This window comes from Skermania piniformis (assembly GCF_019285775.1).
GTDB lineage: Bacteria > Actinomycetota > Actinomycetes > Mycobacteriales > Mycobacteriaceae > Skermania > Skermania pinensis.
This window is the reverse complement of sequence record NZ_CP079105.1, coordinates 475,337-500,790: the sequence shown is the minus strand read 5'-3', so window position 1 is coordinate 500,790 and position 25,454 is coordinate 475,337. Positions and strand designations below refer to the sequence as shown.

General features: G+C 69.4%; 27 protein-coding genes. 16 read left to right on the top strand and 11 right to left on the bottom strand.

Translation table 11 applies throughout. The features are described 5' to 3' along the window. Position 1 precedes the first annotated feature (1 nt). From KV203_RS02270 to mnhG, 6 genes are read left to right on the top strand one after another with little or no spacing between them, the layout of a single operon-like run. Complete coding sequence (locus KV203_RS02270) at positions 2-2,815, top strand: Na+/H+ antiporter subunit A (RefSeq protein ID WP_066466874.1); 2,814 nt, start codon at positions 2-4, stop codon at positions 2,813-2,815. After that, positions 2,812-3,336: a Na(+)/H(+) antiporter subunit C gene (locus KV203_RS02265; protein ID WP_066466875.1), complete on the top strand. Its 525-nt coding sequence runs from the start codon at positions 2,812-2,814 to the stop codon at positions 3,334-3,336. The genes KV203_RS02270 and KV203_RS02265 overlap by 4 nt, the downstream gene beginning before the upstream one ends. After that, entirely contained in the window at positions 3,333-4,949 is a 1,617-nt protein-coding gene (locus tag KV203_RS02260; RefSeq protein ID WP_066466876.1) for a Na+/H+ antiporter subunit D, read from the top strand. The genes KV203_RS02265 and KV203_RS02260 overlap by 4 nt, the downstream gene beginning before the upstream one ends. Then, positions 4,946-5,470 carry a Na+/H+ antiporter subunit E gene (locus tag KV203_RS02255; protein ID WP_066466877.1) on the top strand — a complete coding sequence of 175 codons (525 nt, stop codon included), beginning with the start codon at positions 4,946-4,948 and terminating at the stop codon, positions 5,468-5,470. Before KV203_RS02260 ends, KV203_RS02255 begins: the two co-directional genes overlap by 4 nt. After that, positions 5,467-5,736 carry a monovalent cation/H+ antiporter complex subunit F gene (locus tag KV203_RS02250; RefSeq protein ID WP_066466878.1) on the top strand — a complete coding sequence of 90 codons (270 nt, stop codon included), beginning with the start codon at positions 5,467-5,469 and terminating at the stop codon, positions 5,734-5,736. The genes KV203_RS02255 and KV203_RS02250 overlap by 4 nt, the downstream gene beginning before the upstream one ends. After that, positions 5,733-6,086 (top strand): monovalent cation/H(+) antiporter subunit G, encoded by a 354-nt coding sequence (mnhG, locus tag KV203_RS02245; protein WP_066466879.1) that lies wholly within the window; start codon positions 5,733-5,735, stop codon positions 6,084-6,086. The genes KV203_RS02250 and mnhG overlap by 4 nt, the downstream gene beginning before the upstream one ends. Here the strand turns inward: mnhG and KV203_RS02240 are convergent. Then, entirely contained in the window at positions 5,990-7,348 is a 1,359-nt protein-coding gene (locus tag KV203_RS02240) for a phosphatase PAP2 family protein (protein ID WP_083529803.1), read from the bottom strand. The two genes, mnhG and KV203_RS02240, sit on opposite strands and share 97 nt — an antisense overlap. A 224-nt stretch (positions 7,349-7,572) precedes the next feature. On the opposite strand from KV203_RS02240, the gene mftA reads away from it, so the two are divergent. Genes mftA through mftF form a run of 5 tightly spaced genes read left to right on the top strand, consistent with a single transcriptional unit; the run spans position 7,573 to position 11,866 of the window. After that, a complete protein-coding gene (gene mftA, locus KV203_RS20020; RefSeq protein ID WP_373279197.1) occupies positions 7,573-7,647 on the top strand; it encodes a mycofactocin precursor MftA in 75 nt (24 codons plus the stop codon). Next, entirely contained in the window at positions 7,647-7,967 is a 321-nt protein-coding gene (mftB, locus tag KV203_RS02230; protein ID WP_157079643.1) for a mycofactocin biosynthesis chaperone MftB, read from the top strand. Before mftA ends, mftB begins: the two co-directional genes overlap by 1 nt. Beyond that, on the top strand, positions 7,964-9,199 hold the full coding sequence (mftC, locus tag KV203_RS02225; protein ID WP_066466880.1) for a mycofactocin radical SAM maturase: 1,236 nt from the start codon (positions 7,964-7,966) through the stop codon (positions 9,197-9,199). The genes mftB and mftC overlap by 4 nt, the downstream gene beginning before the upstream one ends. Before the next feature lie 22 nt (positions 9,200-9,221). Continuing rightward, positions 9,222-10,472 (top strand): pre-mycofactocin synthase MftD, encoded by a 1,251-nt coding sequence (gene mftD / locus KV203_RS02220; protein ID WP_066466881.1) that lies wholly within the window; start codon positions 9,222-9,224, stop codon positions 10,470-10,472. Continuing rightward, positions 10,469-11,866 (top strand): mycofactocin biosynthesis glycosyltransferase MftF, encoded by a 1,398-nt coding sequence (mftF, locus tag KV203_RS02215; protein ID WP_066466882.1) that lies wholly within the window; start codon positions 10,469-10,471, stop codon positions 11,864-11,866. The genes mftD and mftF overlap by 4 nt, the downstream gene beginning before the upstream one ends. 15 nt (positions 11,867-11,881) lie before the next feature. Here the strand turns inward: mftF and KV203_RS02210 are convergent, their stop codons facing one another. The 4 genes from KV203_RS02210 to napA form a co-directional block, all read right to left on the bottom strand. Beyond that, complete coding sequence (locus tag KV203_RS02210; RefSeq protein ID WP_174522005.1) at positions 11,882-13,012, bottom strand: glutamate--cysteine ligase; 1,131 nt, start codon at positions 13,010-13,012, stop codon at positions 11,882-11,884. Between the two features lie 38 nt (positions 13,013-13,050). Further along, positions 13,051-13,731, bottom strand: a complete 681-nt coding sequence (sodC, locus tag KV203_RS02205) for a superoxide dismutase[Cu-Zn] (protein WP_066466883.1) — start codon at positions 13,729-13,731, stop codon at positions 13,051-13,053. Between the two features lie 82 nt (positions 13,732-13,813). Then, positions 13,814-14,455 (bottom strand): LytR C-terminal domain-containing protein, encoded by a 642-nt coding sequence (locus KV203_RS02200; protein ID WP_174522006.1) that lies wholly within the window; start codon positions 14,453-14,455, stop codon positions 13,814-13,816. A 21-nt stretch (positions 14,456-14,476) separates the two neighbouring features. After that, positions 14,477-14,797: a nucleoid-associated protein NapA gene (napA, locus tag KV203_RS02195; RefSeq protein WP_066466884.1), complete on the bottom strand. Its 321-nt coding sequence runs from the start codon at positions 14,795-14,797 to the stop codon at positions 14,477-14,479. A gap of 126 nt (positions 14,798-14,923) precedes the next feature. On the opposite strand from napA, the gene KV203_RS02190 reads away from it, so the two are divergent. Then, complete coding sequence (locus tag KV203_RS02190) at positions 14,924-15,514, top strand: peptide deformylase (protein WP_066466885.1); 591 nt, start codon at positions 14,924-14,926, stop codon at positions 15,512-15,514. Then, on the top strand, positions 15,504-16,448 hold the full coding sequence (locus KV203_RS02185; protein WP_066466886.1) for an N-acetylglutamate synthase, CG3035 family: 945 nt from the start codon (positions 15,504-15,506) through the stop codon (positions 16,446-16,448). The genes KV203_RS02190 and KV203_RS02185 overlap by 11 nt, the downstream gene beginning before the upstream one ends. On the opposite strand, the gene KV203_RS02180 is transcribed toward KV203_RS02185, so the two are convergent. After that, complete coding sequence (locus KV203_RS02180; protein WP_066467173.1) at positions 16,409-17,746, bottom strand: oxygenase MpaB family protein; 1,338 nt, start codon at positions 17,744-17,746, stop codon at positions 16,409-16,411. The two genes, KV203_RS02185 and KV203_RS02180, sit on opposite strands and share 40 nt — an antisense overlap. A gap of 105 nt (positions 17,747-17,851) precedes the next feature. Between KV203_RS02180 and KV203_RS02175 the strand changes: the two genes are divergently transcribed. The 3 genes from KV203_RS02175 to thiD all read left to right on the top strand — a co-directional run bounded on the left by KV203_RS02175 (position 17,852) and on the right by thiD (position 20,088). Beyond that, positions 17,852-18,460, top strand: coding sequence for a TetR/AcrR family transcriptional regulator (locus KV203_RS02175; protein ID WP_306303580.1), 609 nt, complete (start codon positions 17,852-17,854; stop codon positions 18,458-18,460). 66 nt (positions 18,461-18,526) lie between these two features. Then, positions 18,527-19,189, top strand: a complete 663-nt coding sequence (locus KV203_RS02170) for a TetR/AcrR family transcriptional regulator (RefSeq protein WP_066466888.1) — start codon at positions 18,527-18,529, stop codon at positions 19,187-19,189. 29 nt (positions 19,190-19,218) lie between these two features. Then, positions 19,219-20,088, top strand: coding sequence for a bifunctional hydroxymethylpyrimidine kinase/phosphomethylpyrimidine kinase (thiD, locus tag KV203_RS02165; protein ID WP_066467174.1), 870 nt, complete (start codon positions 19,219-19,221; stop codon positions 20,086-20,088). Here thiD and KV203_RS02160 read toward each other — a convergent pair. The 5 genes from KV203_RS02160 to KV203_RS02140 all read right to left on the bottom strand — a co-directional run bounded on the left by KV203_RS02160 (position 20,022) and on the right by KV203_RS02140 (position 25,197). Beyond that, positions 20,022-20,846 (bottom strand): adenylate/guanylate cyclase domain-containing protein, encoded by an 825-nt coding sequence (locus KV203_RS02160; protein WP_066466889.1) that lies wholly within the window; start codon positions 20,844-20,846, stop codon positions 20,022-20,024. The genes thiD and KV203_RS02160 overlap by 67 nt on opposite strands. Positions 20,847-20,891: 45 nt before the next feature. Then, positions 20,892-22,349: a M28 family peptidase gene (locus KV203_RS02155; RefSeq protein ID WP_217995926.1), complete on the bottom strand. Its 1,458-nt coding sequence runs from the start codon at positions 22,347-22,349 to the stop codon at positions 20,892-20,894. A 95-nt stretch (positions 22,350-22,444) separates the two neighbouring features. After that, on the bottom strand, positions 22,445-23,215 hold the full coding sequence (locus tag KV203_RS02150; protein ID WP_066466890.1) for an ABC transporter permease: 771 nt from the start codon (positions 23,213-23,215) through the stop codon (positions 22,445-22,447). Further along, positions 23,215-24,156, bottom strand: coding sequence for an ATP-binding cassette domain-containing protein (locus tag KV203_RS02145; RefSeq protein WP_066467176.1), 942 nt, complete (start codon positions 24,154-24,156; stop codon positions 23,215-23,217). Before KV203_RS02145 ends, KV203_RS02150 begins: the two co-directional genes overlap by 1 nt. A gap of 87 nt (positions 24,157-24,243) precedes the next feature. Beyond that, a complete protein-coding gene (locus KV203_RS02140) occupies positions 24,244-25,197 on the bottom strand; it encodes a class I SAM-dependent methyltransferase (RefSeq protein ID WP_157079644.1) in 954 nt (317 codons plus the stop codon). Between the last annotated feature and the right edge of the window lie 257 nt (positions 25,198-25,454).

The window sequence follows — 25,454 nt, the reverse complement described above, 5'->3', positions numbered from 1 at the left end:
CGTGCTCGCCATCCTGGTAGCTCTTGCCCTTGCGGCGCTGGCTGCCCCGTTGTGTATCCGCCGATTCGGCCGTAACGGCTTCCTGCTCCTCGCCCTGGTGCCGGCCGGTTGTCTGGGCTGGGTGCTGGCCAACTGGGGCACGGGGCAGCCGAGCGAAGACCGCCGGGAAAACCTGCCGTGGGCGCCCGAGATCGGGATGGATCTCACGCTGCGGCTCGACCGGCTGGCCGCGATCATGGCGCTGCTGGTGCTCGGCATCGGCGCGCTCATCCTGATCTACTGCGCCCGCTACTTCACCGACGACGAGCCCCGGCTGGGCCGGTTCGCCGCCGAGCTGGTCGCCTTCGCGGGCGTCATGTTCGGCTTGGTCACCAGTGACAACCTGCTGGTGCTGTACACCTTCTGGGAACTGACCAGCGCGCTGTCGTTCCTACTGGTCGGGCACTACGCCGAGCGCGCCACCAGCCGCCGGGCCGCCACCCAGGCATTACTGGTCACCACCGCCGGCGGGCTGGCAATGCTGGTCGGCATCATCATGCTCGGCGAGGCCGGCGGCAGCTACCTGCTCTCCGATCTGGTGGCGAACCCGCCGTCCGGCCGCCTGGTCGACGTCGCCGTCGTCGCGATCCTGGTCGGTGCCCTGAGCAAGTCCGCGGTGGTGCCGATGCACTTCTGGCTGCCCGGCGCGATGGCCGCCCCCACTCCGGTCAGCGCTTACCTGCACGCCGCGGCGATGGTGAAAGCCGGCGTCTATCTGGTGGCCCGGCTGGCCCCCGGCTTCGCACACACGCCGGCCTGGCAACCGACCGTCGTCGTGCTCGGTTGTGCCTCGCTGTTACTCGGCGGCTGGCGGGCACTGCAGGCCTACGACCTGAAGCTGATCTTGGCGTTCGGCACGGTCAGCCAGCTCGGGCTGCTCATCGTGCTGGTCGGCAGCGGCACGCACGATGCGGCTCTGGCCGGGGTGTCGCTGATGCTGGCACACGCGATGTTCAAGGCGGCCCTGTTCATGGTGGTCGGCATCATCGACCACACGACCGGGACCCGGGACCTGCGCAAACTCGCCTATCTCGGGCGGCGGGCGCCCGCCCTGGCGATCACCGCGACGGTGGCGGCGTTCAGCATGGCCGGACTGCCACCGACGCTCGGCTTCGTCGCCAAGGAGGCCGGGCTGGCCGCGCTCGCACCGACATCGCCGAACCTGGCAGACATCGCAACGCTGGCGGCGGTGGTGCTGGGCTCGACGTTGACCGTCGGGTACAGCGTGCGGCTGATCGTGGACAGCTTCGGTGATAAACACCGGTCCCAGCCCACCGGTCCGGTCGCCACCATGCACCGGCCCGGCACGCTGTTCCTGACCGTGCCGGCCTTGCTCGCCGCGGGCGGGCTCGCCGCCGGGATCGCGGCGCCCTGGGTGGGCCGGCTGGTGGAACCGTATGCCCGGACCCTGCCCGGATCCGGGGACTATCACCTCGGCCTCTGGCACGGCTTCGGACTCCCGCTGGGACTCACCGTGCTCGCCGTCGCCGGCGGCTGCGCGATCTACCTGAGCGCCGACCGGATTCGCCGGTTCTCGGCCCGTCGGCTGCGGATCGGCAATGCCGACCGGGCCTACGACGCCGTCCTGAGTGCGCTGGACCTGATCTCGTTGCAGATGACCAGCACCACCCAGCGGGGGTCGGTGGCACTCACCCAGGCAACCATCTTGGTCACCACGGTGACCCTGCCGTCCGTCGTCCTGCTGCTCGGCGATCGCCCGCACGAGCTGGAGCTGCGTCGGTGGGACAGCCCGGTACAACCCGCGGTCGGGGTGCTGATCCTGGCCGCGGCGCTGGCCGCGACGGTGCTCCGGCAACGGCTCGCGGCGGTGTTGTGTATCGGAATCACCGGCTACGGCTGCGGCGTCCTGTTCGCCCTGCACGGCGCGCCCGACCTGGCGTTGACCCAGTTTCTGGTGGAAACGCTGACCCTGGTGATCTTCGTCTTGGTGCTGCGCAAGTTTCCGGCCGAGCTGAACCCGAAGTCGATCGCCGGACACAAGGTGCCGCGCGCCCTGCTGGCGATCACGGTCGGGGTGTGCGTCCCGGTGCTCGCGATCTTCGCCACGGCGGCCCGGCACGACTCGCCGATCGCGCTGCAGCTGCCGGACGCGGCCTACCACCTGGGCAACGGCAAGAACGTGGTCAACGTACTGCTGGTCGACATCCGCGCCTGGGACACCCTCGGCGAGATATCCGTGCTGCTGGTGGCCGCCACCGGCGTCGCCTCGCTGGTGTTCCGCAGCCGTCGGTTCGGCCTCGCACCACGGGTCACCGATGCGCAGAGCCCGCCGTCCGACGGTGACGAGATCCCCTGGCTGCGGGCCGGCGCGCTGCTCGACCCGCGGTACCGCTCCCTGGTCGTCGAGGTGACCACCCGGCTGCTGTTCCCGACGATCATGGTGCTGTCGGCGTACTTCTTCTTCGCCGGACACAACGCCCCGGGCGGCGGTTTCGCCGGTGGACTCACCGCGGGGTTGGCGCTGGTACTGCGATACCTGGCGGGCGGACGCTACGAGCTGGGCGAGGCGTTGCCGGTGGACGCCGGCCAGATCCTCGGCGCCGGGCTGATCTGTGCGGCCGGCACCGCGGCGGTGTCGTTGCTGCTGGGCGCGCCGGTGCTGTCGTCGAGCACGCTGGAGTTCGAGCTACCGCTGATCGGCTCGGTGAAGCTGGTCACCGCGCTGTTCTTCGACCTCGGGGTCTACCTCATCGTGGTCGGCCTGGTGCTGGACGTGTTGCGCAGCCTGGGCGCCCGGTTGGAGACGAAACAATGAGTATCGATGCGACGCTGCTGATCCTCGTCGGGATGCTGCTCGCGGTCGGGGTCTACCTGATCCTGGAACGGTCGATCATCACCATGCTGCTCGGCATCATCGCCTGCGGAAACGGGGTGAACCTGCTGATCATCGCGGTCGGCGGCCGGGCCGGCGCACCGCCGATCGTCGGCCGCGGTGCCGAGCCGGCGCAGATGGCCGATCCGCTGGCCCAGGCGATGATCCTGACCGCGATCGTGATCACCATGGGATTGTCGGCGTTCGTGCTCGCCCTCGCCTACCGCTCGTACACGCTGACCGGGCGCGACGGCGTCGACGACGACCCGGAAGACGTCCGGGTCGCGACGCAGTGGTCCCGGGCGGACGCGCCGGACCAGGACCTGTCCGACGACCCGGTGACCGGCGCGCCCAGCCCGGAAGGCGACGCCTTCGACGCACAAGGCAATCCGCTTCCGCTCGACGAACTGCCCGATCCGGAAGACGTCGAGTGCTACGACGAGCTGCACGGGGAGTCGAGATGAGCTGGCTGGCGCCGCTGCCGGTGCTGATCCCCCTGCTCGCCGCCGCCGCGACACTGGTCGGCGGCCGCCGCCCGACCGTGCAGCGAGCGATCACGATCTCCGCGCTGATCGCGGTGACGGTGGTGTGTGCGACGTTGCTGTATCTGGCCGACCGCGACGGCACCACGGCGGTCCAGGTCGGTGGCTGGGTGGCGCCGCTGGGGATCAGTCTGGTGGTGGATCGGCTGGCCGCGCTGATGCTGCTGGTGTCGGCGATCGTGCTGCTCGCGGTGATGGTGTACGCGGTCGGTCAGGGCGTGCGGGACGGCACCGAACGGCAGCCGACGTCCATCTTCCTGCCGACCTACCTGGTGCTCACAGCAGGTATCTGCAACGCCTTCCTGGCCGGCGACCTGTTCAACTTGTTCGTCGGTTTCGAGGTGCTGCTGGCCGCCTCGTTCGTGCTGCTCACCCTCGGCGCCAGCGCCGACCGGGTGCGGGCCGGGACGTCGTACACGCTGGTCGCGATGGTGTCCTCGTTGATCTTCCTGATCGGCATCGCACTCGCCTACGGTGCCACCGGCACGCTGAATCTGGCCCAGCTCGCGCAGCGGTTGGACGGGGTACCGGACGGGGTGCGGACCGCGGTCTTCGCGGTGCTGCTGGTCGCTTTCGGGATCAAGGCGGCGGTGTTCCCGCTGGCCAACTGGCTGCCCGACTCCTACCCGATCGCGCCTGCGCCGGTCACCGCGGTATTCGCCGGGTTGCTCACGAAGGTCGGGGTGTATGCGATCATCCGCACCCACAGCCTGTTCGCCGGCGGGACCTGTAGCACGAGCGCGGGCTGCGACGACGCGGACCGGCTGCTGAACCAGGTGTTGCTGGTGTGTGGCCTGCTCACCATGCTGGTCGGCATCCTGGGCGCGATCGCGCAGAGCGACATCAAGCGGCTGCTGTCGTTCACCCTGGTATCGCACATCGGCTACATGGTGTTCGGGATCGCGCTGGCCAGCCGCACGGGCCTGTCCGGGGCGATGTTCTACGTGGCGCACCACATCCTGGTGCAGACGACGTTGTTCCTGGTGGTCGGATTGATCGAACGGCAGGCCGGGTCGGCATCGTTGCGCCGCCTCGGCGGCCTGGCGACGGTCAGCCCGGCGTTGGCGGCGCTGTTCCTGATTCCGGCGTTGAACCTGGGCGGCATCCCACCGTTCTCCGGTTTCATCGGCAAGGTGGTGTTGCTGGAGGCCGGGGTACAGGCCGGCAGCGTGCTGGCTTGGCTGCTGGTGATCGGCAGCGTACTGACCAGCCTGCTGACGCTGTATGTGGTAGCGCGGATCTGGACCAAGGCGTTCTGGCGGTCGCGGGCCGACGCACCGGAGGGTGTTTACGCGGCCAGCACTCCGGCCGCGCTGATCGACGAGTCGACCGACGTGCTGTTCCGCAAACGCGCGGACGTCGGCCCGATGCCGGTGTTCATGGTCGCGCCGACCATGGCGCTGGTGCTGGTCACGACCGCACTGACGGTGTTCGCCGGCCCGGTTCTGGGCATCACCGAACGGGCGGCGACCGACCTCGGCAACCGCACGGTCTACCTGAACGCCGTGCTCGGTACCCCGGACGGAGCGCGATGACCGGCACCCACCTGATCCGCATCGCCGTCGTGGTCTGGCTGGCCGTGGTCTACTGCTGGCTGTGGGGCACGGTCAGCGTCGGCAATATTCTCGCCGGGCTGTTGCTGGGCGCCGCGATCACCGTGTTGCTCCCGCTGCCCCGACTGCCGGTGGGTGGCTGGCTGCGCCCGCTGCCGCTGCTCCAGCTGCTCGGCGTGATCGGTTACTACGCGTTGATCTCCAGCGTGCAGGTGGCACTGCTGGCATTGCGGCGCGACGCGCCACCGCCGGCCGGCGTCCTTCGGGTCTCCCTGGCCATCCGATCCGACCTGGTGCTGGTGCTGTGCTGCGATGCGTTGACCGTGATCCCGGGCAGCATGGTGCTGGAGATCGACGCCGAGCGGCGAATGGTGTACGTCCACGTGCTCGATATCGGTAGCGAGCGGGCGGTGGCGGAGTTCTATCGCAGCACCCGCCGCCTGGAGCAGCTGTTCATTCGGACGTTCGAGTCTCGCCCGACGACCGGGCCGGCGCCGCGATGACCGTCGTGACGATCATCGCCGGAATATTGTTGCTCACCGCGGCCGGCCTGACCATGTTCCGGGTGCTCGCCGGGCCGTCCACCCTGGACCGGATGATCGCCACCGATACCCTGGTCGCGGTCGCGATGTGCGGGCTGGCGGTGTGGGCCATCGACACCGGCGATACCACGGTGGTCCCGGCAGTCGTCGCGTTGTCCCTGGTCGGCTTCCTCGGCTCGGCTGCCGCCGCCCGATTCCGGGTCCGAGACGACGGGGATGCCCGATGACCGTCCTCGCCGCCGTCTGTGTGCTGCTCGGCTCGACCTTCGCGCTCACCGCAGCGATCGGCATCGTCCGATTCCCGGACACGTTGTCGCGGATGCAGGCGGCGACCAAACCCCAGGTGGTCGGGCTGGTGCTGGTTCTGATCGGCGCCGTGATCGAACTACGGGGCAACGTCGACGTCTGGATGTTGGTCTTGGTGGCGCTGTTCACGCTGGTCACCGCCCCGGTGATCGGGCACCTGATCGGCCGGGTCGCCTATCGGGAGCAGGGCGACCCGGACGGACTGCTCGCCGTGGACGAAATGTCCGACGACTCGGCCCGGCTCGACCCCGCTCGGCTCGACCCCGAGTAGCCGAACCAGGTCGCATAGAACCCGTAACCGACCGCGGCGAGCACTGCGAGCACCACCGTCCCGGCCAGACCCGGGTGAACTGCCATCTGCACGGCGAGATAGCGGTACGCGAGGAGCAGCGCGGCCAGGGCGAGCACCCCGCCGGCAACCAGCCGGATCCGGAACCAGCCCCACCCTCGTTCGGGCTCACGCAGGGCCGATTCGACGGTCAGGCACAGCACCGCCCCCGCAACCAGGTCGACCCCGTAGTGATAGCCGAAGCCGAGTGTCGCGGTGAGCGTGGCAGCCAGCCAGAACGTGCCACCCCAGCGCAACCAGCCGGGACCACGCCGCGAATGCAGAAACAAGGCCAGCGCCCAGGCGGTGTGCATCGACGGCATGCAGTTGCGTGGCGTCGCCGTGTCGAACGGAACCAGCGTCGGGGCCAGGTCCGTCGGCGGCAGCGTCTGCGGCCAGTAGTCGCCGAGCGCGAAACCCTGCCCCTGGGCGCCGAATGCGAACACCGGGCCGACCACCGGGAAGATCAGATAGATCAGCGGACCGACCATCCCGAGCACCAGGAACGTCCGGACCAGGTGATGACTCGGCCACCGCCCGGCACTCGCGCCACGCAGCTGCCAGATCGCCACCACGATCGCCGCGACCGGCAACTCGATATACACCCAGTGCAGGATCGCGTGGCCGACCGGCCCGGTGAACTGGACGAACCGCCCGACCGACCACGCCGGATCACCCAGTGCGCGGTCGGCCAGCAGCACATACCGATCCAGCACCTCGCCGCGCAACACCACGGTCAGCTGCAGATAGGCGTCGCCGATCTTGGTCGCCAAAATCAGCAGCGCGCCCAACGCGGCGGCCCGCAACGCATTCCGTTGCTGCGCCCCGGACCAACGCAGGGCCGCGTAGCCGATCAGTCCGGTCAGCACGATCAGCGGTCCGTTGCCGACCGTGGCGGCGCCGCCCCGGGCCAGCCGTTCCAGCGCGAACACCGCGTCCAGACCGACGGCGGCAGTCAGCGCAGCTATCCGCTGCCGACCGCGCAGACCGACCAGTGCCAGCACCAGGCCGGCCCACGGCACCGACGCCGACGCCGGCGTCGCCAGATAGTCGCTGAGCAGGCTGAACACCGGACCACGGAAACCGAAGTACCCGGCGGCGAGCTGCAGCCCGACCAGCAAGACGACGACCGCAACGGCTCCGACGACCAGCGGCGGCCGAATCGACGCACGCCCGGGCCGGGTCGGTACGTCGCCGATGAGCACCGACACATGGTAAACGTCGAGTGAACAGAGCTGGTCCGATGATGAGATCCCGAACGCACCCTGGATTCGATCCCACTCGGGCTTTGCTTCGTTCCCGCCTGGCAATACGGTAGAACCTGGTTACCGATCCGAAGGAGTCAGCCATGGACAACTCTGCGAACGTCGATTCCGCCTCGAGCGCGGACGTCCCGAACCTGGATTCGACGGCTCGGAACTCCGACGGCCTGGATGCCGACGGCGTGGGCTCCGACAGCCTGGTCGAGGAGGTCTCGATCGACGGCATGTGCGGCGTGTACTGATGCCGCCGCCCAGCGGGTCGGCCGACACCGTCCCGGCCGACCCGGCGCCGGCCGACGACATGCTGACGCAGGCGTGGGCGTTGTCGGAGGCGGTCGCGCTGCGACCGGAGCCGTTCGGGGCTTTGGCGTACCACTTCGGCAATCGGAAATTGACCTTCCTGAAGAGCCCGGAGCTGGTCACCACGGTGACCGGGCTCGCAACGCACCCGGACGTGGCGGGCGCACTGACCGCGGCCGGGGTCGCCCCGGCCGAACATCCGCGGTACCTCGTCGCATTGCGCGCGCTGGCCGCCACCGAGATGATCGAGCCCCGCCGATGACCGTGGCGCAACCTCCCATCCGACCCACCGGTGGCTCGTTGATCCAGCAGTTCGAGTTCGGTCTGGACGCGCCGATCTGCCTCACCTGGGAGCTGACCTACGCCTGCAACCTCGAGTGCGCACACTGCCTGTCCAGCTCCGGCCGCCGCGACCCGCGCGAGCTGACCACGGCACAGTGCCGGGCCGTGATCGACGAGCTGCAGCGGATGCAGGTCTTCTATGTCAACGTCGGCGGCGGCGAACCGACCATCCGGCCGGATTTCTGGGAGTTGCTCGACTACGCCGTATCGCATCAGGTCGGCGTCAAGTTCTCCACCAACGGCGCCCGGCTCACCCCGGAACGTGCGGCACAGCTGGCCGCGACCGACTATGTCGACGTGCAGATCTCGCTGGACGGCGCCACCGCCGAGGTCAACGATCGGGTACGCGGCACCGGGTCCTACGACACCGCGATCGCCGCGCTGGCCAACCTGCAGGCCGCCGGCTTCACCGATGCCAAGATCTCGGTGGTCTGCACCCGGGAAAATATCGGCCAGCTCGATGAATTCGCGGCGCTGGCAAAAGAGTACGGCGCAACGCTGCGGCTCACCCGGCTGCGGCCGGCCGGCCGCGGTGCCGACGTCTGGGATCAGCTGCACCCGCTGCCGGGCCAGCAACGCGAACTGTACGAATGGCTGCTATCGCACGGCGATTCGGTGCTCACCGGCGACTCGTTCTTCCATCTGTCGGCGTTCGGCGAGACCCTGCCCGGGCTGAACCTGTGCGGCGCCGGGCGGGTGGTCTGTCTGATCGATCCGATCGGTGACGTCTACGCCTGCCCGTTCGCCATCCACGACGAGTTCCTGGCGGGCAACGTTGCCGGTCCCGGCGGTTTCGCCGCCGTCTGGCAGCAGTCGCCGCTGTTCCAGCGGCTGCGGGTACCCCAGTCCGGCGGGGCCTGCGCGAGCTGCGCGGCATTCGGCAGTTGCCGCGGCGGCTGTATGGCGGCCAAGTTCTTCACCGGGCTGCCGCTGGACGGGCCCGATCCGGAGTGCGTGCAGGGTCACGGCACGGCCGCGCTGGCCGGCGCTCGGGCGGTTCCGGCGTCCGGGCAAGACCATTCGCGCAGCCGGCCGACCCGCAACGCACCGGTGCTGCTGAGCATCGGCCGCCGACCGGCGGACACCCCGGACCCGGCCACGCCACCGACCCACGCGTGTGCCGAGAGCCCGCTCGCCGGGTTCGTCCCCTGAGCCGCAGACGAAAGTAGTAGTGATGCAACGTCCCGAGTGGCTGGCCAACCCGTGGCGGCAGAACCCCTGGTTCGAGTCGGTTGCGGTCGCCCAGGAGCGGGCCCGCAAGCGGCTGCCCAAGCCGGTATACGGCGCGCTGGTCGCCGGTTCCGAACGAGGCCAGACGATCGCGGAGAACGAACGCGCGTTCGGCGAACTGGGCCTGGCGCCGCACGTGGTCGGCCAGCACGCCGAACGCCGGCTGAGCACAACCGTTTTCGGCCGGGATGTGGCGCTGCCGGTGCTGCTCAGCCCGACCGGAGTGCAGGCGGTACACCCGGACGGCGAGGTGGCGGTGGCGCGAGCAGCCGCCGCCCGCGGCACGGTGGTCGGCCTGTCGAACTTCGCCTCGAAATCGGTCGAAGAGGTCACCGCAACCGGCGCCGACACGTTCTTCCAGATGTACTGGACCGGCGACCGGGACACGATGGTGCAGCGGATGCAACGCGCGCATGCGGCTGGGGTGCACGGCCTGATCGCGACGCTGGACTGGTCGTTCTCGACCGGCCGGGACTGGGGCAGTCCGGAAATTCCCGAGCAGGTCGACCTGAAGACGATGGTCCGGATGGCACCCAAGGTGGTGACCAAACCACGCTGGCTGTGGGAGTTCGGCCGGACCGGCGCAATTCCCGACCTGACCGCGCCCAACCTCGCCCCACCCGGCGGGACCGCGCCGACCTTCTTCGGCGCGTACTACGAGTGGATGACCACCCCACCGCCGTCCTGGGACGACGTCGCCTGGATGCGCCGGACCTGGTCGCAGATCAGCGGAACCCCGTTCGTGCTCAAGGGAGTCTGCCGGGTCGACGATGCGCTGCGCGCGGTGGACGTCGGCGTCGCCGGCATCTCGGTGTCCAACCACGGCGGCAACAACCTCGACGGCACCCCGGCCGCGATCCGGATGGTGCGACCGATCGCCGACCGGGTCGGCGGCCAGATCGATGTCGTGATGGACGGCGGGGTCCGGCGGGGTTCCGATGTGGTGAAAGCGCTCGCGCTCGGCGCCAAGGCCGTGCTGATCGGTCGCGCCTACCTGTGGGGGCTGGCCGCGAACGGTGGCGCGGGAGTCGAGAACGTGCTCGATGTCCTGTCCGGCGGCATCGATTCTGCGTTGCGCGGGTTGGCCGTCGGGTCGGTCACCGAGTTGACGCCGGAGCACCTGCTCATCCCGGCCGACTTCGATCGGACGCTGGGCGGCACGTCCGCACCGAGCGACCTGCTGTTCGATCGGTGACCGAGCGTCCCGTCCGGCGGTTCGCCCAGGGATACACCGTGCGGGTCCGGGCCGACGTGCAACGCAGCGACGACGGACTGCTGCTCGGGGGCTCGCCGATCCGGGCGATGCGGTTGGCACCGGCGGCCCGAATCCTGCTGGCCGACGGCCGGCTGCGGGTGTCCGATGCCCGAACCGACGCACTGACCGGACGATTGCTCGACGGCAATCTGGCCGATCCGGTACTCGGTCCGGCGACCCCCCGACCAGCCGAGCTGACCGTGGTACTGCCGGTCCGTGACCGCCCGCAACAGTTGGCCCGCACGCTGTCCGGGCTGATCGGGCTGGCGTGCATCGTGGTGGACGACGCCTCCCGTGACCCCGGTGCGGTCGCTGCGGTGGCGGCCCGGTTCCACGTCGAGCTGGTGTCGCTCCCGGTGAACCAGGGTCCGGCAGCGGCCCGCAACGCCGGCCTGCGCCGGGTTCGGACGCCCTACGTCGCGTTCGTCGACTCCGACGTCGCGGTGGACGCGACGACGCTGCTGCGGCTGGCCCGGCATTTCGCCGACGACCGGCTGGCCTTGGTCGGACCACTGCTGCGGGGCCGCCCGGCGACCGAGCGGGCCAACTGGTTCGAGCGGTACGACATGCGCGTCTCGTCGCTCACCCTGGGCGACCGGCCGTGTTCGGTCCGGCCCGGCGCGGCGGTGGCCTGGCTGCCCAGCGCGTGCCTGGTCGCTCGAACCGACTACCTGGGCGCCGGATTCACCGAATCGCTCCGGGTCGCCGAAGACGTCGACCTGGTCTGGCGGCTGGTGGACGCCGGATACGCCGTCCGCTACGACCCGGCCGAAATGGCCGAGCACGACACCCGACGAACCCTGCGCGAGTGGCTGGGCCGCAAGTTCGTCTACGGCACCGGCGGCGCCGAACTGGCGGCACGACACGGCCGGACCGGCGCACCCGCGGTGCTGTCCGGACCCGCGGCCGCGACGGCGGCCGCGCTCCTGATCCGGCACCGGTGGGCCGCGCCGCTGGTCGCGGTCGGGCTGGCGCTCGACATCCGGAGTCTGATTCGACGCCTGCCGGATACCCCCGATCGGCCGCAGCTGGCAATCCGGCTCGCCGTCCGCAGCCTGGGCTGGGCGGTCCGGCAGGAGGCCGCGTTACTGCTACGGCACTGGTGGCCGGCCACGCTGCTGGCAGCGATGCCGAGCCCGGCCGTGCGCCGTGCGGTCGGGTCGGCGTTGGTGATCGATGTGCTGGTCGCCCGGATCGAGCATCCGACGATGCGGTATGCCCCGGTCAGCCGACGACTGGACGACCTCGCCTACGGCGCCGGGCTGTGGGCCGGCGCGATCCGGCACCGCGACGTCACCTGCCTGCTCCCCCGCCGGCCGGGTGCCCGAAAGTAGCCCGAGGCCCGGGCGTCAGTCCAGCTCGCCGACGACCGCGTCGACCACCGCCACCAGATCTCCACCGTGCTCGGCGGCGACCCGCCGCTGCCGCTGGTACGACGCGCCGCGCCGCGGAATGTCGGCGACCGCGGCGAGCTCGTCGGCGCACCTCAGCCGCGCTGCGGTCGGCGCCAACCGCTCCAACAGATCGTCCAGATCGTCGGTGATCAGCCGCTCGTTGGACTTCGCGTCGGTGATCACGATCGCGTCGAGCCCGTAGCGCGCTGCGCGCCACTTGTTTTCCTGGACGTGCCACGGCGGCAGGCCGGGTAGCGTCGCGCCGTCGGTCAGCTGCCGATCGAGATCGACGACCAGGCAATGGATCAACGCGACCAGAGCGGCCAGTTCGGCCCGGGTCGACACCCCGTCGCACACCCGGATCTCGATCGTGCCCCAGCGCGGCGCCGGCCGGATGTCCCAATGCATCCCACCCGGCTGTTCGATCACGCCGGTGGTCAGCTGATCGTGCACGAACGCGGAGAACTGGCCCCAGGTATCGAACTGGAACGGCAACCCCGCGGTCGGCAGTTGCTGGAACATCAGCGCGCGGTTGCTGGCGTAGCCGGTGTCGGTTCCGGCCCACACCGGCGACGACGCGGACAGCGCCAGCAGGTGCGGGTACTGCAGCAGAATGGCGTTCAGGATCGGGAACACCTTCGCCGGGTGCGAGATCCCGACGTGCACGTGCACCCCCCAGATCAGCATCTGCCGGCCCCACCACTGGGTCCGCTCGATCAACTCGTCGTAGTGCGGTGAGCGGGTCAGTTGCTGAGCCGACCACGAGGCGAAGGGATGGGTGCCGGCGCAGAACAGGTCCACACCGAGCCGATCGGCCGCCCGCCGGACCACCCGCATCGTTTCGGTCAGATCGTCGATCGCCTCGGCGACCGTATCGCGGACCCCGGTGACCAGCTCGACGGTGTTGCGCAGCAGCTCCTTGCTGATCTGCGGCGTGCCGTCGTCCGCACGCAACTCGCCGACCGCGTCGAACACCTCGGAGGCGACGTTCACCAGGTCGCGCGTGGTCTTGTCGACCAACGCGATCTCCCATTCCACGCCGAGCGTGGGGCGCGACGACGACCGGAACGGAATGTCACCGCCCACGGCGGTACCGGACGGAGACAGCACCGCCCCGGCTCGAACTACGCGAAGACGCCGCAGGCAACCCGGCCGCCGGCGTCTCCGGTCATCCGGGTCTGCTCGTCGGGCACCGGCGCGCCCTCCGGCAGCGTGTACCGATTGGGGATGTTGCCGAAGTTGTCTTCACCGGCGTGCACGATGATCGCCCGGCCACCGTCGGCCCGCAGGTCGTCGAGGGTGAGCTGGTCGGTGTTCGTGGTCAACGTCGCGGTGCCGTCGGACAACACCGCGAGCGAGGTCAGGTCGCCGCTGGCCGGCTCGGTGGTGTGCCCCGGGGCCTGGTAATGCCCGCCGGCCGACGCGAAATCGCCCTCGCACTTGCCGACCTGGTGGACGTGCAGACCGTGGAACCCGGGGGTCAACCCCTTCGCCTCGACGGTCAGCATCAGATGCGTGCCGACCTGGGTGAACGTGGCCGTGCCGATGTCCTTACCCGCAGCGTCCTTCAGCTCCGCCACGGCCGAGTCGCCGCCGGCCGAGTCGCCAGCGCCTGCGGCGCTCTCGCCGTGTTCCCCGGTGCCGCTCGCCGCAGGCGCCTGCGAGCCGGTCCATACCGGCGGCGTGGTGCCGGAGCTGTCGCTGGTCTCCTGACTGTTCGTACAGCCCGTCAAACCGAACGCCGCGACCGCGAGAACCGGCAGGACGACTCCGCTGTAGGACCGGCGAGCAAATGACGAAGCCATCGAGGGAGCTCCTTAATCGGGTGACGATCGATCGGATCGATCATAGACAGCCCGCGCCGGAACTATCGCGGCACGACGACCGCTACTGGGTCACGATGACCACGACCCCCTGCCCGAGGTTGGCGATCGCACCGAACCTCGGCTGGGCGGTGGCGCCCAACTTGCCGGCGATCTCCTCGGCCGCTGCCTTTTCCTGGGTCGAGTTGCCGTAGTACACCGTCGTGGTGCCGATGGTGCTGCTGACGTAGTTGCCGGTCTCGGCGACCGTCCAGCCCACCCCGGTCAGTTGCTGCGCCGTGCGGGCGGCCAGGCCGGCGATGTCGCTGTTGTTGAGCACCCGAACCGGCACCGACTTGTCCGAGGCGATCACCGCCGACGCCGTCGCGCCGGACGAGACCGCACCGGACGGCGTCGCACCGGACGGGGCCGGATTGCTGATAGCAGCACCCGGGGTGGGCGTCGTCGACACCGTGGCACCGGCGACCCCGGACGTCGCGGCCGCAGCTGCGGTGGTCGCCGGCCCGCCCGACGATTCGGCAGTCGACGCGCTCGCCGCAGCGCCGTCCCCCGAACCCGAGCCGGACAGGGAAAAGATGCCGATCCCGCCGAATACGATCGCCAGCGCGATCAGCAGCATCGCCAAAGCTCGCAACGGCGGACCGCCGGCTGCGGCACCGCTCGGACCGGCGGCCGGTGCCGCAGGCGACGCATCTCGCTCGCTCATCGTCCCCCAGACTAGACCGTCTCAGGTGACCTCGAAACCGAGCCGGCGCGCCGCACGCGCCTTCTGTCGACTGGCCCGGAGCCGGCGCAACCGCTTGACCAGCATCGGATCGGCGGCCAGCGCCTCGGGTCGATCCACCAGCGCGTTCAACACCTGGTAATAGCGCGTCGCGGACATGTCGAAGAGCGTCTTGATCGCTTCTTCCTTCGCCCCCGCGTACTTCCACCACTGCCGCTCGAAACCGAGGATGTCATGCTCTCGCCGGGTCAGTCCGTCCTCGCCACGGTCCCCTGCCCCACCCGGACCGGCCCCGCCCCGGTTTCGCGCTGCTGCGCCGTCCATTTCGCTCCCTCACCGAGTTTCACAGACGAATGACATCGATGTACGTCACTTTCCATTCAATCATGATCAATAGGCCGCCCGGACGGACGACACGAACCTGCCGACCCCGCCCAGTATCCTCTCGGCATGGCGATTCTTCCGATCCGCGTCGTCGGCGACCCCGTTCTACACCAGCCCACCGAATCCGTCACCCAATCGCCCGCGGAGCTGGCCCCACTGATCGCCGACATGTACGAAACACTCACGGCAGCAAACGGAGTCGGTCTGGCCGCGAACCAGGTCGGCGTGCCGCTGCGGCTGTTCGTCTACGACTGCCCGGAACGCCGCGGGGATGGGGCGCCGGTGTACCGCCGGGGGGTGGTGATCAATCCGGTACTGGAGACCTCGGAGATCCCGGAGACGATGCCGGATCCGGACGACGACGAAGAGGGATGCCTGTCGGTGCCCGGCGAGCAGTTCCCGACCGGCCGCGCGGAGTGGGCCCGGGTCACCGGGACCGACGAGCACGGCGAACCGGTGTCGGTCGAGGGCAAGGGCTTCTTCGCCCGGATGTTGCAGCACGAGGTCGGCCATCTGGACGGGTTGCTGTACACCGACGTTCTGATCGGACGCAACGCGCGCGCGGCGAAGCGGGCGATCAAGCAGAACGGCTGGGGGGTACCGGGCCTCAGTTGGACGCCGGGTAGCACCCCCGACCCGTTCGGCCATGACGACTGAGCTGTCGCCGGGAGCCCGGGTAGTGCTGCGATACCGGTTACCCGCTGGCTATCCGGACGTGCTCAGCGACCTGGTCGGCGAGCTGGTCTCGCTCGATCCGCCGGCCGTGCGGGGCGACGACGGCCGCGTGGTCGCGGTGGCCGCCGAGCGGGTGATCGCCCTGCGCCCGTACGCGCCCCGGCCGATTCGGACCCGGGAGATCCAGGCGTTGGAGATCGCCGCGGCGCACGGCTGGCCCGGCTTGGAGCGGGAATGGCTGGACGGCTGGTTCCTGCGCGCGGGCGACGGATTCACCGGGCGGGCGAATTCGGCGGTGCCGCTGGGCGAAGCGGTCACCCTGGACCCGCTGCCGGCGATCGAACAGTGGTACGCCGAGCGCGGGCTCCCGGTGCGACTGCTGTTGCCGGATCGGCTCGGCGCCGTGCCGGACGGCTGGTTCACCTCGGAGGAGGTGCTGATGCTCGCCGTCGACCTGGACAACGTCGTGCTCCCGAACGGCGACTCGCTGCTCACCGTGGACCCGCGGCCCACACCCGGTTGGACCGCACGCTGCCGATATCGGGACGCACCACTGCCACCGACCGCCGGTCCGGTATTGGAGCAGGTGGTCGGGGGTGTGCTCGGCTTCGGCTCGCTGGGCACGGAGAACCCGGTCGCGGTCGCCCGGGCTGCGGTCACCGTCGCGCCGGACGGTCGGGTCTGGGTCGGGCTGACCGCGGTCGAGGTGGATCCACAGCACCGCCGACACGGTCTGGGCACGCTGATCTGCGTCGAGCTGCTGCGCTGGGCCAGGTCGCACGGCGCCGGCCACGCCTACCTGCAGGTTGCCGTCGAGAACGAGCCGGCGCTGGCGATGTACCGCAAGCTCGGCTTCCTCGACCACCACCGCTACCGCTACGCCACCCCGACCCCGGCCGAACCGAGCTCGGCGTAGCTGCCGGCGTCGGTGCGGTACTCCGGCTTGCCGTAGCCGACCAGCCGACGGGCGATGGTCCGATCGAGGTATCGGTCGACCAGCGGGCGCAGCCGCCGATTACGCACCGCCAGCCCCACTGCGAGTACTCGACCGACGATGAACGGCGCGGTGACCGCGACTCGGGCATAGTCGGCGGGTCCGGTATGCACGCCCATCGCCGCCGCGGCCCGCCGACTGCCGTGGCAGAACGCCTGGGTGAACCCGAGCTTGCTGTAGCTCTTCTCCACCGCGTCGGCCAGCCGGTCGAACCGGGTGTCGGCGGCGCGCAGGTAGGCGTCCATCGTGGACCGAACCAGCCGACCGCAGGTCTCGTCGTCGAAACCGTCCCGCAGCAGTGCCGCGCGCGCATTGATCAGCCGGACGATATCGGTAGCCGTCGCCGGAACCAATTCCTCCGGGAGACCGAGCAGGAAGCAGCGGTAGCGGCTGAACTCCACGACCGCCCGCTCGCCCGCGGTGAACTCGGTCCGCCCGGCACGCAACGCTCGCTGTGCCATCAGATAGAGCTGGATCATGCCGGCGGGCAGCTGGTCGATCTGCGGCACCGGCATGCCGTACACGCTCGGGTCCCAGTTCGCCGCGCGGGTCAAAGCGTGGCATCGAACCAGCGAATGCATCAATCGGACCAACGCCGCCGCCTCGAACCCGGGACCGTAACGGTCCAGCGCGCCGGGCAAAGTGGTCAGCGCGAAGAAGGCGGCCGTTTCGTTCACCCGGCGAGCCGCCCGGCGCCCGGACAACGCCCCGGTCAGTGCCATCGGCAGCGCGGCATAGGTGTTGGTGAAGGTAGCGACGAATGCGCCGCGGATGAGGAACGGTGCGAGCAGCGCCGCATCGATCTTCGACCGGCGCGCGCCGTCGGCGACCAGTGTCATGTCGATCCAGTCCGGCGGCGCGGTCATCGACTCGATGAAGCGCACCAGCTCGGGCGGCGCGTCCGGAACGGCATCGAGGCCTGCTCGGCAGGCCAGCCGGACCAACTCGATCAACTCGGTCACACTGCGCGTCGCACTCAGCGCCGCGTACGGATCGGCGGCGACGTCGCCCAGCATCGTGGCGGTGGCGACCAGCTCGACGATCCGATCGTCGGCGAGCAGCGGCTCGCGCCGCGCGACCCAGCCGGGCAACGCGGATGCCACCGCCGGGTCGGTGGTCAGCCGGTAGGGGCGGGTGTCGAAATCGAGGGCGCCGTAGAGCTCGGGCAGTTCCCGCTGGTACTGCATCAGCCGGTCCAGCTCGGGGAAGTAGGTGGTCATCGACATCTCCCGCTAACTCACACTGTGTTACCAACGATACTCACATAGTGTGAGTACCCCGTCAACCAGGCCCCCGCCGATCAGCCGTGCGATACGCTGATCGGCGTGGCCGCCGGGACGCCGAGGCAGCGGATGACGTCGGCGGCGCGGCGCGAACAGATTCTCGATGTCACGCACGCGATCGTCGACGCCGACGGATTCCACGCCGCCACCCCGAAGCGCATCGCCGCGGACGCCGGGATTCACCGGTCGCTGATCTACCAGCTGTTCGGCGATATCCCGGGCCTGTTCGTCGCCTTGATCGATCGCGAATCGGCCCGCGCCGCCGCGCAGTTTGCCGACTCGGTGGGCGAACGCGGTAGCGAAGCCGACCCGACCGCGTTGCTGGTGGACGTGTTCGACGGCGTCCTGGACGCGGTCGGCAACCACCCGGAAACCTGGCGGCTGTTCCTGTTTCCGCCCGAGGGTGCCCCCGCCGAGCTGCACCAACGACTCGCCGGATCACAGCAGGTATTGCAGGACTTCCTGACCGAAGAGTTGCTCCGGATCAATCCGAACGTGCACGACCCGGAGTACACGGCCCGGATCCTGCAGGCGACCGGACGGGAACTGCTGCAACTGCGCCTGCTGGAACCCGAGGAAGCAACCGTCGAGCGGCTGCGGACCTTCGTGCGGCGGTTGAGCACCGACTTGATCTTTCGACCGACCAGCTGATGAGATCGGCACTTTGCGGGTAGAGTCCCGACCATTTCTGATGAACTTCTCAGATATGATGCGGATATGACCGCTGAGCCTGCGGAAGTTGCCAGCCGCACCGACCGGCGCCGACAGCGCACCCGTGCGGCGCTGCTGTCGGCCGCGCAAGGTTTCCTCGCCGATGGCCGGACCAACGTGAGCATCCAGCAGATCACCGACGCCGCGGACGTCGGCTTCGGCAGCTTCTACAACCACTTCGAAAGCAAGGACGCCCTGTTCGAGGCGGCCGTCGCCGAGGTTCTGGACACCTACGCCGGCGCGCTCGACCAGATCGTCGCCGGCTACGACGACCCCGCCGAAGTGTTCGCGGTCAGCTTCCGGACAACTGCGCGGCTGCAGCGCGAAGCCCCGCAGATGGTGCGCATCCTGCTCAACGAGGGCACCGCGGTGTTGTTGCGCGATGCGGGATTGGCCGGCCGCGCCCGCGCCGATCTGACGGCCGCGGCAACCACCCGCCGGTTCGACATCGACGACGTCGAACTGGCCCTGATGACCGCCGGCGGGGCGCTGCTCGGAGTGCTGCAACTGCTCGATGCCCACCCCGAAGCCGACGCGGGCCGGCTCGCCGACCAGATGACCGCCCGGGTGCTGCGCGCGTTCGGTCTGAGCAAAGATGCGGCGGGTGAGCTGTGCGCGCGCCCGTTGCCCGGCCCACCCGCACTCCGGCCCGCGGAAGCGACACCGTGACCAGCACACCGGCCGGTAGCCTCGGCGCGGTGGAACTGCTTCCCCTACCCCGCACCGGCCGGACCCCGGTCCGGGTGCTCACCATCGCCGGCACCGATTCCGGTGGCGGCGCCGGAATCCAGGCCGACAGTCGGACGATGGCGTTGTGCGGGGTCCACGCGGTCGTCGCGGTCGCGGCGGTCACGGTGCAGAACACCGTGGGAGTCAGCCGGTTCCACGAAATCCCGCCGGACGTCGTGGCCGATCAGGTGCGCGCGGTGGTCGGCGATATCGGAATCGGGGCAGCGAAGACGGGCATGCTCGCCTCCACCGCGATCATCGATGCGGTCGCCGACGTCTGCGGCGAGGTGGGGCTCGGCCGGGCCGGATCGATTCCACTGGTGGTCGATCCGGTGTGCGCCTCGATGCACGGTGACTCGTTGTTGCGCCCGGACGCGCTGGATGCGGTTCGGCACACGCTGATCCCGCTGGCCACCGTGGTCACCCCGAACCTGGACGAGGTGCGGCTGATCACCGGGATCGACGTGATCGACGACACCACCGCCCGGCGCGCCGCCGAACTGCTACACCATCTGGGTGCGCAGTGGGCCCTGGTCAAGGGCGGGCACCTACGTGGCGCGGCGACCAGCACCGATCTGCTCTACGACGGCGACCGGATGATCTCCTACACCCGCCCTCGGGTGGCCACCGGCAACGACCACGGCGCGGGGGACACGCTCGCCGCCGCCATCGCGAGCGCCTTGGCGCACGGCCGATCGGTGCCCGAGGCGGTCGAGTTCGCCAAGGAGTGGGTCAGTCGCTGCCTGGCTGCTGCCTACGACCTGGGCGCGGGTCACGGACCGGTGTCGCCGTTCTGGCGGCTCTCCCGGCCGGACAACCGGGCCGGCTGCAGCGAGTAGATCTTCAGGTCTTCCGGCACACCGCTGAGCGGGCCGGCGAACCGGCTGCGCCGGTACAGCCGGACCCGGTAGCCGAGCCGGCCCAGGGTCGCCGGAGCCAACGCGTGCAGCGTCGCCTCGGACAGCATCGTGTTGCCGTTTCCGCCGGCCTCCATGACCCGGGCGGCAATGGTCACATCCACGCCCAGCCAGTCGCCGCCGATCTCCCGCGGCATGCCGGTATGCAACCCGGCACGCATCCGCGGGGTGTAGCCGTCGACGTCCACCCCACCCAGCGCGGCCCGCGCCGCGACGACGGCCGAGACGGCACTGTCCGGCGATTCGAACACGGCCATCACCCCGTCACCCAGTCGCTTCACCACCCGGCCACCGTGCTCGACGATCGGCGGTTCGATCGCGGTGGCAACCTTGCGCAGCAGCTCCAACGTCGCCTCGTCGCCCACCCGCAGCGACCAGCTGGAAAACGCCACCAGATCGGTGAACAAGACCGTGACCTCGGCCGGCTCGGCCCCCCGGCCGGCCCGGCGGCGCATTGCTTCCCATACCTGCAGGGCGCCGAGGCTCAGCTCCTTGGTTGCGCTCGGTTTCGGCCCGACCAACCGCTCGGTCGCACGCGCAGCTACTTGTGGGCCACCCGTACCGGTGGTGGACAAGGCGTCGCCGAATGCCGGATCGCCCGGGAGCACTGCACGCAGCCGGCGAATGGCGTCGATGAACTCGGCCCGCACACCGGGCGCGGTCGCCCGCTGCGGCGTCACCGAACGAGCGTATCTCGCCTGGGCGCCGATGTTCGATACCGGTCGCTAGGCATGCCCACTCCGGGCATGGATCCGTTCCGGCCCGACCGGGACCCCGTCGGGACCGCCGACCGACAGCGCGTAGGTCGCCGTCCCGAACGCGACCGCCCGCGAGTTGCGGACGAAGGCGTCGAGGTTCACATTGTCCACGGTATCCGCGGCCGTGTGATAGTTCGGATCGAACGGCTCCCCCGCGGCGCCACCCCACGTCGCCACCTGGGCCGCGGTCTTGCTCGCATCGGCACCGCTGTCCACCCCGCCGGCCGGGATGCCGCGGGCCATGAACGGACCGTAGTCCGATCGACCGTCGAAATCGGTGCCGGCCACCTCGACGTGTTGCCGATCGTGCAGATAGCCGGCGAGCGTCCGCTCGATCCCGGCCGAACCGGGCGGTCCGGCCGGCGCGCCGTCGGCGTCGGAGTCGTCGCCGTCGTAGGCGAAATAGCCGTAGTTCGGCGAACCCAGCATGTCGAAATTGAGGTACAGCGCGACCTTCGTCAGTTCGTCCTCGCTCATCGCATCGACGTAGTGCCGGGAGCCCAGCAGCCCGAGCTCCTCGGCGCCCCACCAGACGAATCGGACCGCGTTCTGCACCGGCGGTGCACTACCCAGCTGCAACGCCGTCTCCAGCACCGCCGCGACCCCGGTGCCGTTGTCGTTGATGCCCGGTCCGACCGGCACGCTGTCCAGATGCGCGCCGACCAGGACGACGTTGTCGGTGTTGCCGGTGTCGGTCTGGGCGATGAGGTTACGGGTCGGGGTGTGGGTGGTGGTGGCGGCCAGGACCAGCGTGGCCGGCGCGGCGGTGGACAGCAACCGGTCCGCGTCGTCGGCGGCGATACCGAGGACGGGGATTCGACCGGCATCCGGCTCGCCGAGGATGCCACTGAGCAACGGACCGTTCGGATCGACGATCAACGCCGCCACCGCGCCCCGATCGGCGGCCAGATCCTGTTTCTGCTCGAACGTGCAGCCGCCGCGCGGGATAGCCACGATCGCGCCCGCGAGGTCGAGCCCGGCATAGTCGGCAGCCGCGCAGCCGGGCCGTTCCCCGCCGGCGACCCGGATCGTCCGCGCGGTGAGCCCGGCCGCCGGGGTGGCCGGGGAGTATTTCAGCGGGATAGCCGGAAACTCCTGCGCGGCGCTGCTCAGCCGATGCGCGGTCACCGCGTAGGTGACTGCGTCGAAGTCCTGGGTCTGTACCCGGAACCCGCGCTCGGTCAAGCGATCACGCACGTAGTCGAGACCGGCGTCGTAGCCGGCCGTGCCTACCGCCCGATTGTCGTCGTGCTCCCCGGCGATCTGCTGCAACCGATGCAGATGCTCGCTCAGCGCGGCCGGCGACAGCGCCGCCGCCAACCCGTCGGCGGTCAGCGCCGGCGGCGGATCGGACGGCTCCGGCCGGGCACACGCGGCCGCAACCAGCATCGTTGCGACCACAGCCGCACCCACCACCGACTTCATGACATTCCCCCGTGTGTCCGACACCGATACCGATATTGTCCGGCATCGGCACCGTAGGCCACCACGGCCGTTCGGACTCGAGCGGGCGCTGCAGGTCAGGCGTCGCGCAGATCGGTGACGACGACGGCGGCGCCGAACACGACCAGCACGCATGCGGCAAAGTAGAGCAACGAACCCCACGGGCCCCACGGAAAATCGATGCCGGTGGCCTGACCCAGAAAATGATTGGCGTTGACGAAGGGCAGGAACGGCTGGATGTTGCGCCCGACCGAACCGAGCAGGCCGACCAAGTTCTCCAGGAGCAACGGCCAGAGCAGCAGCAACGCGATCGCGGCGGCCGACTGCCGTAACAGTGCGCCGACCCCGATCGCCAGCACGACACAGAGGAACGCGTAGATCGGGATGCCGTACATCGACCGAGCGTTGGTCGCGTCGCTGAACACCAGGTCGCCCGACGCCGCCGGCCCGGCGACCGCCTTGGCCAGATAGACCGCCGCAAACGCCACCACCGCGGTGAGCACCGCGCCGTACAGCCCGATCAGCACCGCTTTGGCCACCAGCACGGGCCAGCGGCGGGGCATCGCCTGGAACGTCGTCCGGATGATCCCGAACCGGTACTCGCTGGTGACGCTCAACGCAGCGAGCACGGAGAGCACCAGGATGCCGAACCCGGACACACCGCTGGCCGCGAGGTCCGGGGTGAGTCCGGCGAACTCGTCGGAGTTGGTCGGGTCCGCGGCCGCCTGCTTGCCGACCCAGCCCATCAGCCCGGCGAAGCCGAGTCCGAGTACGACGATGATCGCCGAACACCACCACGGCGAGCGGACCGAGGTCAGCTTGATCCGTTCGGCCGCCAGCGCGCCCATCACAGCGCACCACCCATGACGTCGTCCATACCGGAGCCGTGGTACTCGACGTCACCGCCGGTCAGTTTCATGAACGCCTCCTCCAGCGATCCATGCTGCGGCGCCAACTCGTAGAGCACGATCCGGTTGTCGGCGCAGAACCCGCCGATCTCCTCGGCCGGCATCCCGGTCACCAGCAGCGCCGCACCCGTCGCGCCGGGATCCTCCCGGAACACGACCCCGCGTTCGGTGAGCAGCCCGCGCAGCCGGTCCAGCTCCGGACTCCGCACCCGGACCGCCGATTCCGACGAGCGACCGACGAACTCCTGCACGGTGGCGACCGAGATCAGCCGACCGCGTCCGATCACCACCAGCTGGTCCGCGGTCTGCGCCATCTCCGACAGCAGGTGGCTCGACACCAGCACGGTGCGGCCTTCACCGGCGAGCCGTTGCATAAACCGCCGGATCCACAGGATCCCCTCGGGATCCAATCCGTTCACCGGCTCGTCGAACAGCAGCACCGGCGGGTCGCCGAGCAACGCACCGGCCAGGCCCAGCCGCTGCGACATGCCGAGCGAGAAGCCACCGGCCGACTTGCCCGCGACATCGGTCAGCCCGACCAGCCGCAGCACCTCGTCGACCCGCGCCTTGGGAATCCCGCTGGACGCCGCCATCCACTGCAGATGCGCCCGCGCCGACCGGTTCGGATGCACCCAGCGGGCATCCAGCAGCGCCCCCACGGTGCGCAACGGATGGGTCAGTTCGGCGTACGGCCGGCCCTGGATCAACGCCACCCCCGACGTGGGCTTGTCCAGACCGAGAATCATCCGCATCGTCGTGGACTTGCCGGCGCCGTTCGGCCCGAGAAACCCGGTGACCTGCCCCGGCGCGACGGTGAACGTCAGATCCTCGACGGCGTGCGTTGCTCCGAAGTACTTCGTCAGCCCCTTGACCTCGATCACCGCACCGAGTCTGGTCGAGATGACGCCGGACGGCAACACCGGCCGGCGCCGAACCCGCCGACGCCGGCGCGGAAACCCCAGGGACGTTCAGTCGGCGGTGCCGGACGTCTGCCGATCAGCCACGCCGGTACCTACTGCCGTCCGTTCGGTAGGTCCGCTCGACGGACCCGAACGGCCACGACGTCCCTTCCGCACCCGCAGCAGCCGATACAGGCCGAACAGCACGCTCCGGACGCGGCCGAAGTCTCCCGGGAAGCCGACGAAGAGTCGGGGCAGCAGCCGTATCTCTTCCGGTTGTTCCAAACCGTGCCACAGTAAGCCGGCCGAGCCGGTGAAGACGGCGGTGCCGTCGAAACCGAAGAACACGTCCGAGACGGCCGGAGAATGCGGATGTAACGCCTCGATCGAGTTGTCGGCGATGTCCAGATGCGGTAGCAACTCGTCGGTGACGAAGAAGGCGTTGCACAGCGTGGTCGCGGCGAGCGAATAGCGCTTGGTCGCAGCAAGTTCCACCAACGCGGTGAGCGAGCTGCCGCGGCGGACGGCCGGGTCGGCAGGCTGGACGAAATCGATACCGTCACGGATGGTCGGGTTGAACTCGATCACCACCAGCTTCGGCCGATACTTCTCCACCGCCTTCCAGACGTGGTAATCGTTGCCGTCGATATCGATGGAAAGGACGTCGAAGTCCAGTGGGACATCGGTCCGAGCGAGGATACGGTCCAGTTTTTGATCACCTTCCCACCCCACCATCGCATGGATCGGAATCGCCTTCGGCTCCACGGCGAGCCGCGCCTTCAAGTCGCGATAACGAGATTCTCCGCCCTCGATGAGGACCCTTCGATAACCCTGTTCGACCAGCGCGGCGGTATTGCTCAGGAAGACTCCATCCCACGCGCCGAACTCGACCGCCCACCCATCACGCTCGGGCAGAGACGTCAGAATCGAATCGACAACACCATCTTCGCCGTGCTGGGAAAAAATATTTTCCACGTTCTGCATGGATGGACGCTCGGCTCCTAAGATCGAGTGGACCTTCACTTTGACTGCTTTCTTGACTCGGGCGTACGACGGCGCGCTGATTTCCGTGCCGTCGTACGCCGCGTGATTGCTGCCGTACGCGATGCGTCGTTTATTTTAGTACTCATTACCAAGTGGTAACCCGAAAATGGCCGGATAGCGCGAGTCGAGGACTCCGAAAAAGTGACGTTTCCCTAGTTCAAGAGCAACTTTGCCGGTCGGCCGACCACGAAGCTTCAGCACGGGGCGGTCGTTGACGTGCAGGTTTGGTGGCACCG

Excerpts from the sequence above, each read along its gene's own strand:
- KV203_RS02200 (WP_174522006.1), bottom strand. The coding sequence starts at position 14,455 with ATGAGCGAGCGAGATGCGTCGCCTGCGGCACCGGCCGCCGGTCCGAGC.
- mftB (WP_157079643.1), top strand. The coding sequence starts at position 7,647 with ATGCCGCCGCCCAGCGGGTCGGCCGACACCGTCCCGGCCGACCCGGCG.
- KV203_RS02265 (WP_066466875.1), top strand. The coding sequence starts at position 2,812 with ATGAGTATCGATGCGACGCTGCTGATCCTCGTCGGGATGCTGCTCGCG.
- KV203_RS02255 (WP_066466877.1), top strand. The coding sequence starts at position 4,946 with ATGACCGGCACCCACCTGATCCGCATCGCCGTCGTGGTCTGGCTGGCC.
- KV203_RS02150 (WP_066466890.1), bottom strand. The coding sequence starts at position 23,215 with ATGGGCGCGCTGGCGGCCGAACGGATCAAGCTGACCTCGGTCCGCTCG.
- napA (WP_066466884.1), bottom strand. The coding sequence starts at position 14,797 with ATGGACGGCGCAGCAGCGCGAAACCGGGGCGGGGCCGGTCCGGGTGGG.
- KV203_RS02170 (WP_066466888.1), top strand. The coding sequence starts at position 18,527 with ATGACCGCTGAGCCTGCGGAAGTTGCCAGCCGCACCGACCGGCGCCGA.
- mftC (WP_066466880.1), top strand. The coding sequence starts at position 7,964 with ATGACCGTGGCGCAACCTCCCATCCGACCCACCGGTGGCTCGTTGATC.
- sodC (WP_066466883.1), bottom strand. The coding sequence starts at position 13,731 with ATGGCTTCGTCATTTGCTCGCCGGTCCTACAGCGGAGTCGTCCTGCCG.
- KV203_RS02250 (WP_066466878.1), top strand. The coding sequence starts at position 5,467 with ATGACCGTCGTGACGATCATCGCCGGAATATTGTTGCTCACCGCGGCC.
- KV203_RS02180 (WP_066467173.1), bottom strand. The coding sequence starts at position 17,746 with ATGACCACCTACTTCCCCGAGCTGGACCGGCTGATGCAGTACCAGCGG.
- mnhG (WP_066466879.1), top strand. The coding sequence starts at position 5,733 with ATGACCGTCCTCGCCGCCGTCTGTGTGCTGCTCGGCTCGACCTTCGCG.
- KV203_RS02190 (WP_066466885.1), top strand. The coding sequence starts at position 14,924 with ATGGCGATTCTTCCGATCCGCGTCGTCGGCGACCCCGTTCTACACCAG.
- KV203_RS02155 (WP_217995926.1), bottom strand. The coding sequence starts at position 22,349 with ATGAAGTCGGTGGTGGGTGCGGCTGTGGTCGCAACGATGCTGGTTGCG.
- mftD (WP_066466881.1), top strand. The coding sequence starts at position 9,222 with ATGCAACGTCCCGAGTGGCTGGCCAACCCGTGGCGGCAGAACCCCTGG.
- KV203_RS02260 (WP_066466876.1), top strand. The coding sequence starts at position 3,333 with ATGAGCTGGCTGGCGCCGCTGCCGGTGCTGATCCCCCTGCTCGCCGCC.
- KV203_RS02185 (WP_066466886.1), top strand. The coding sequence starts at position 15,504 with ATGACGACTGAGCTGTCGCCGGGAGCCCGGGTAGTGCTGCGATACCGG.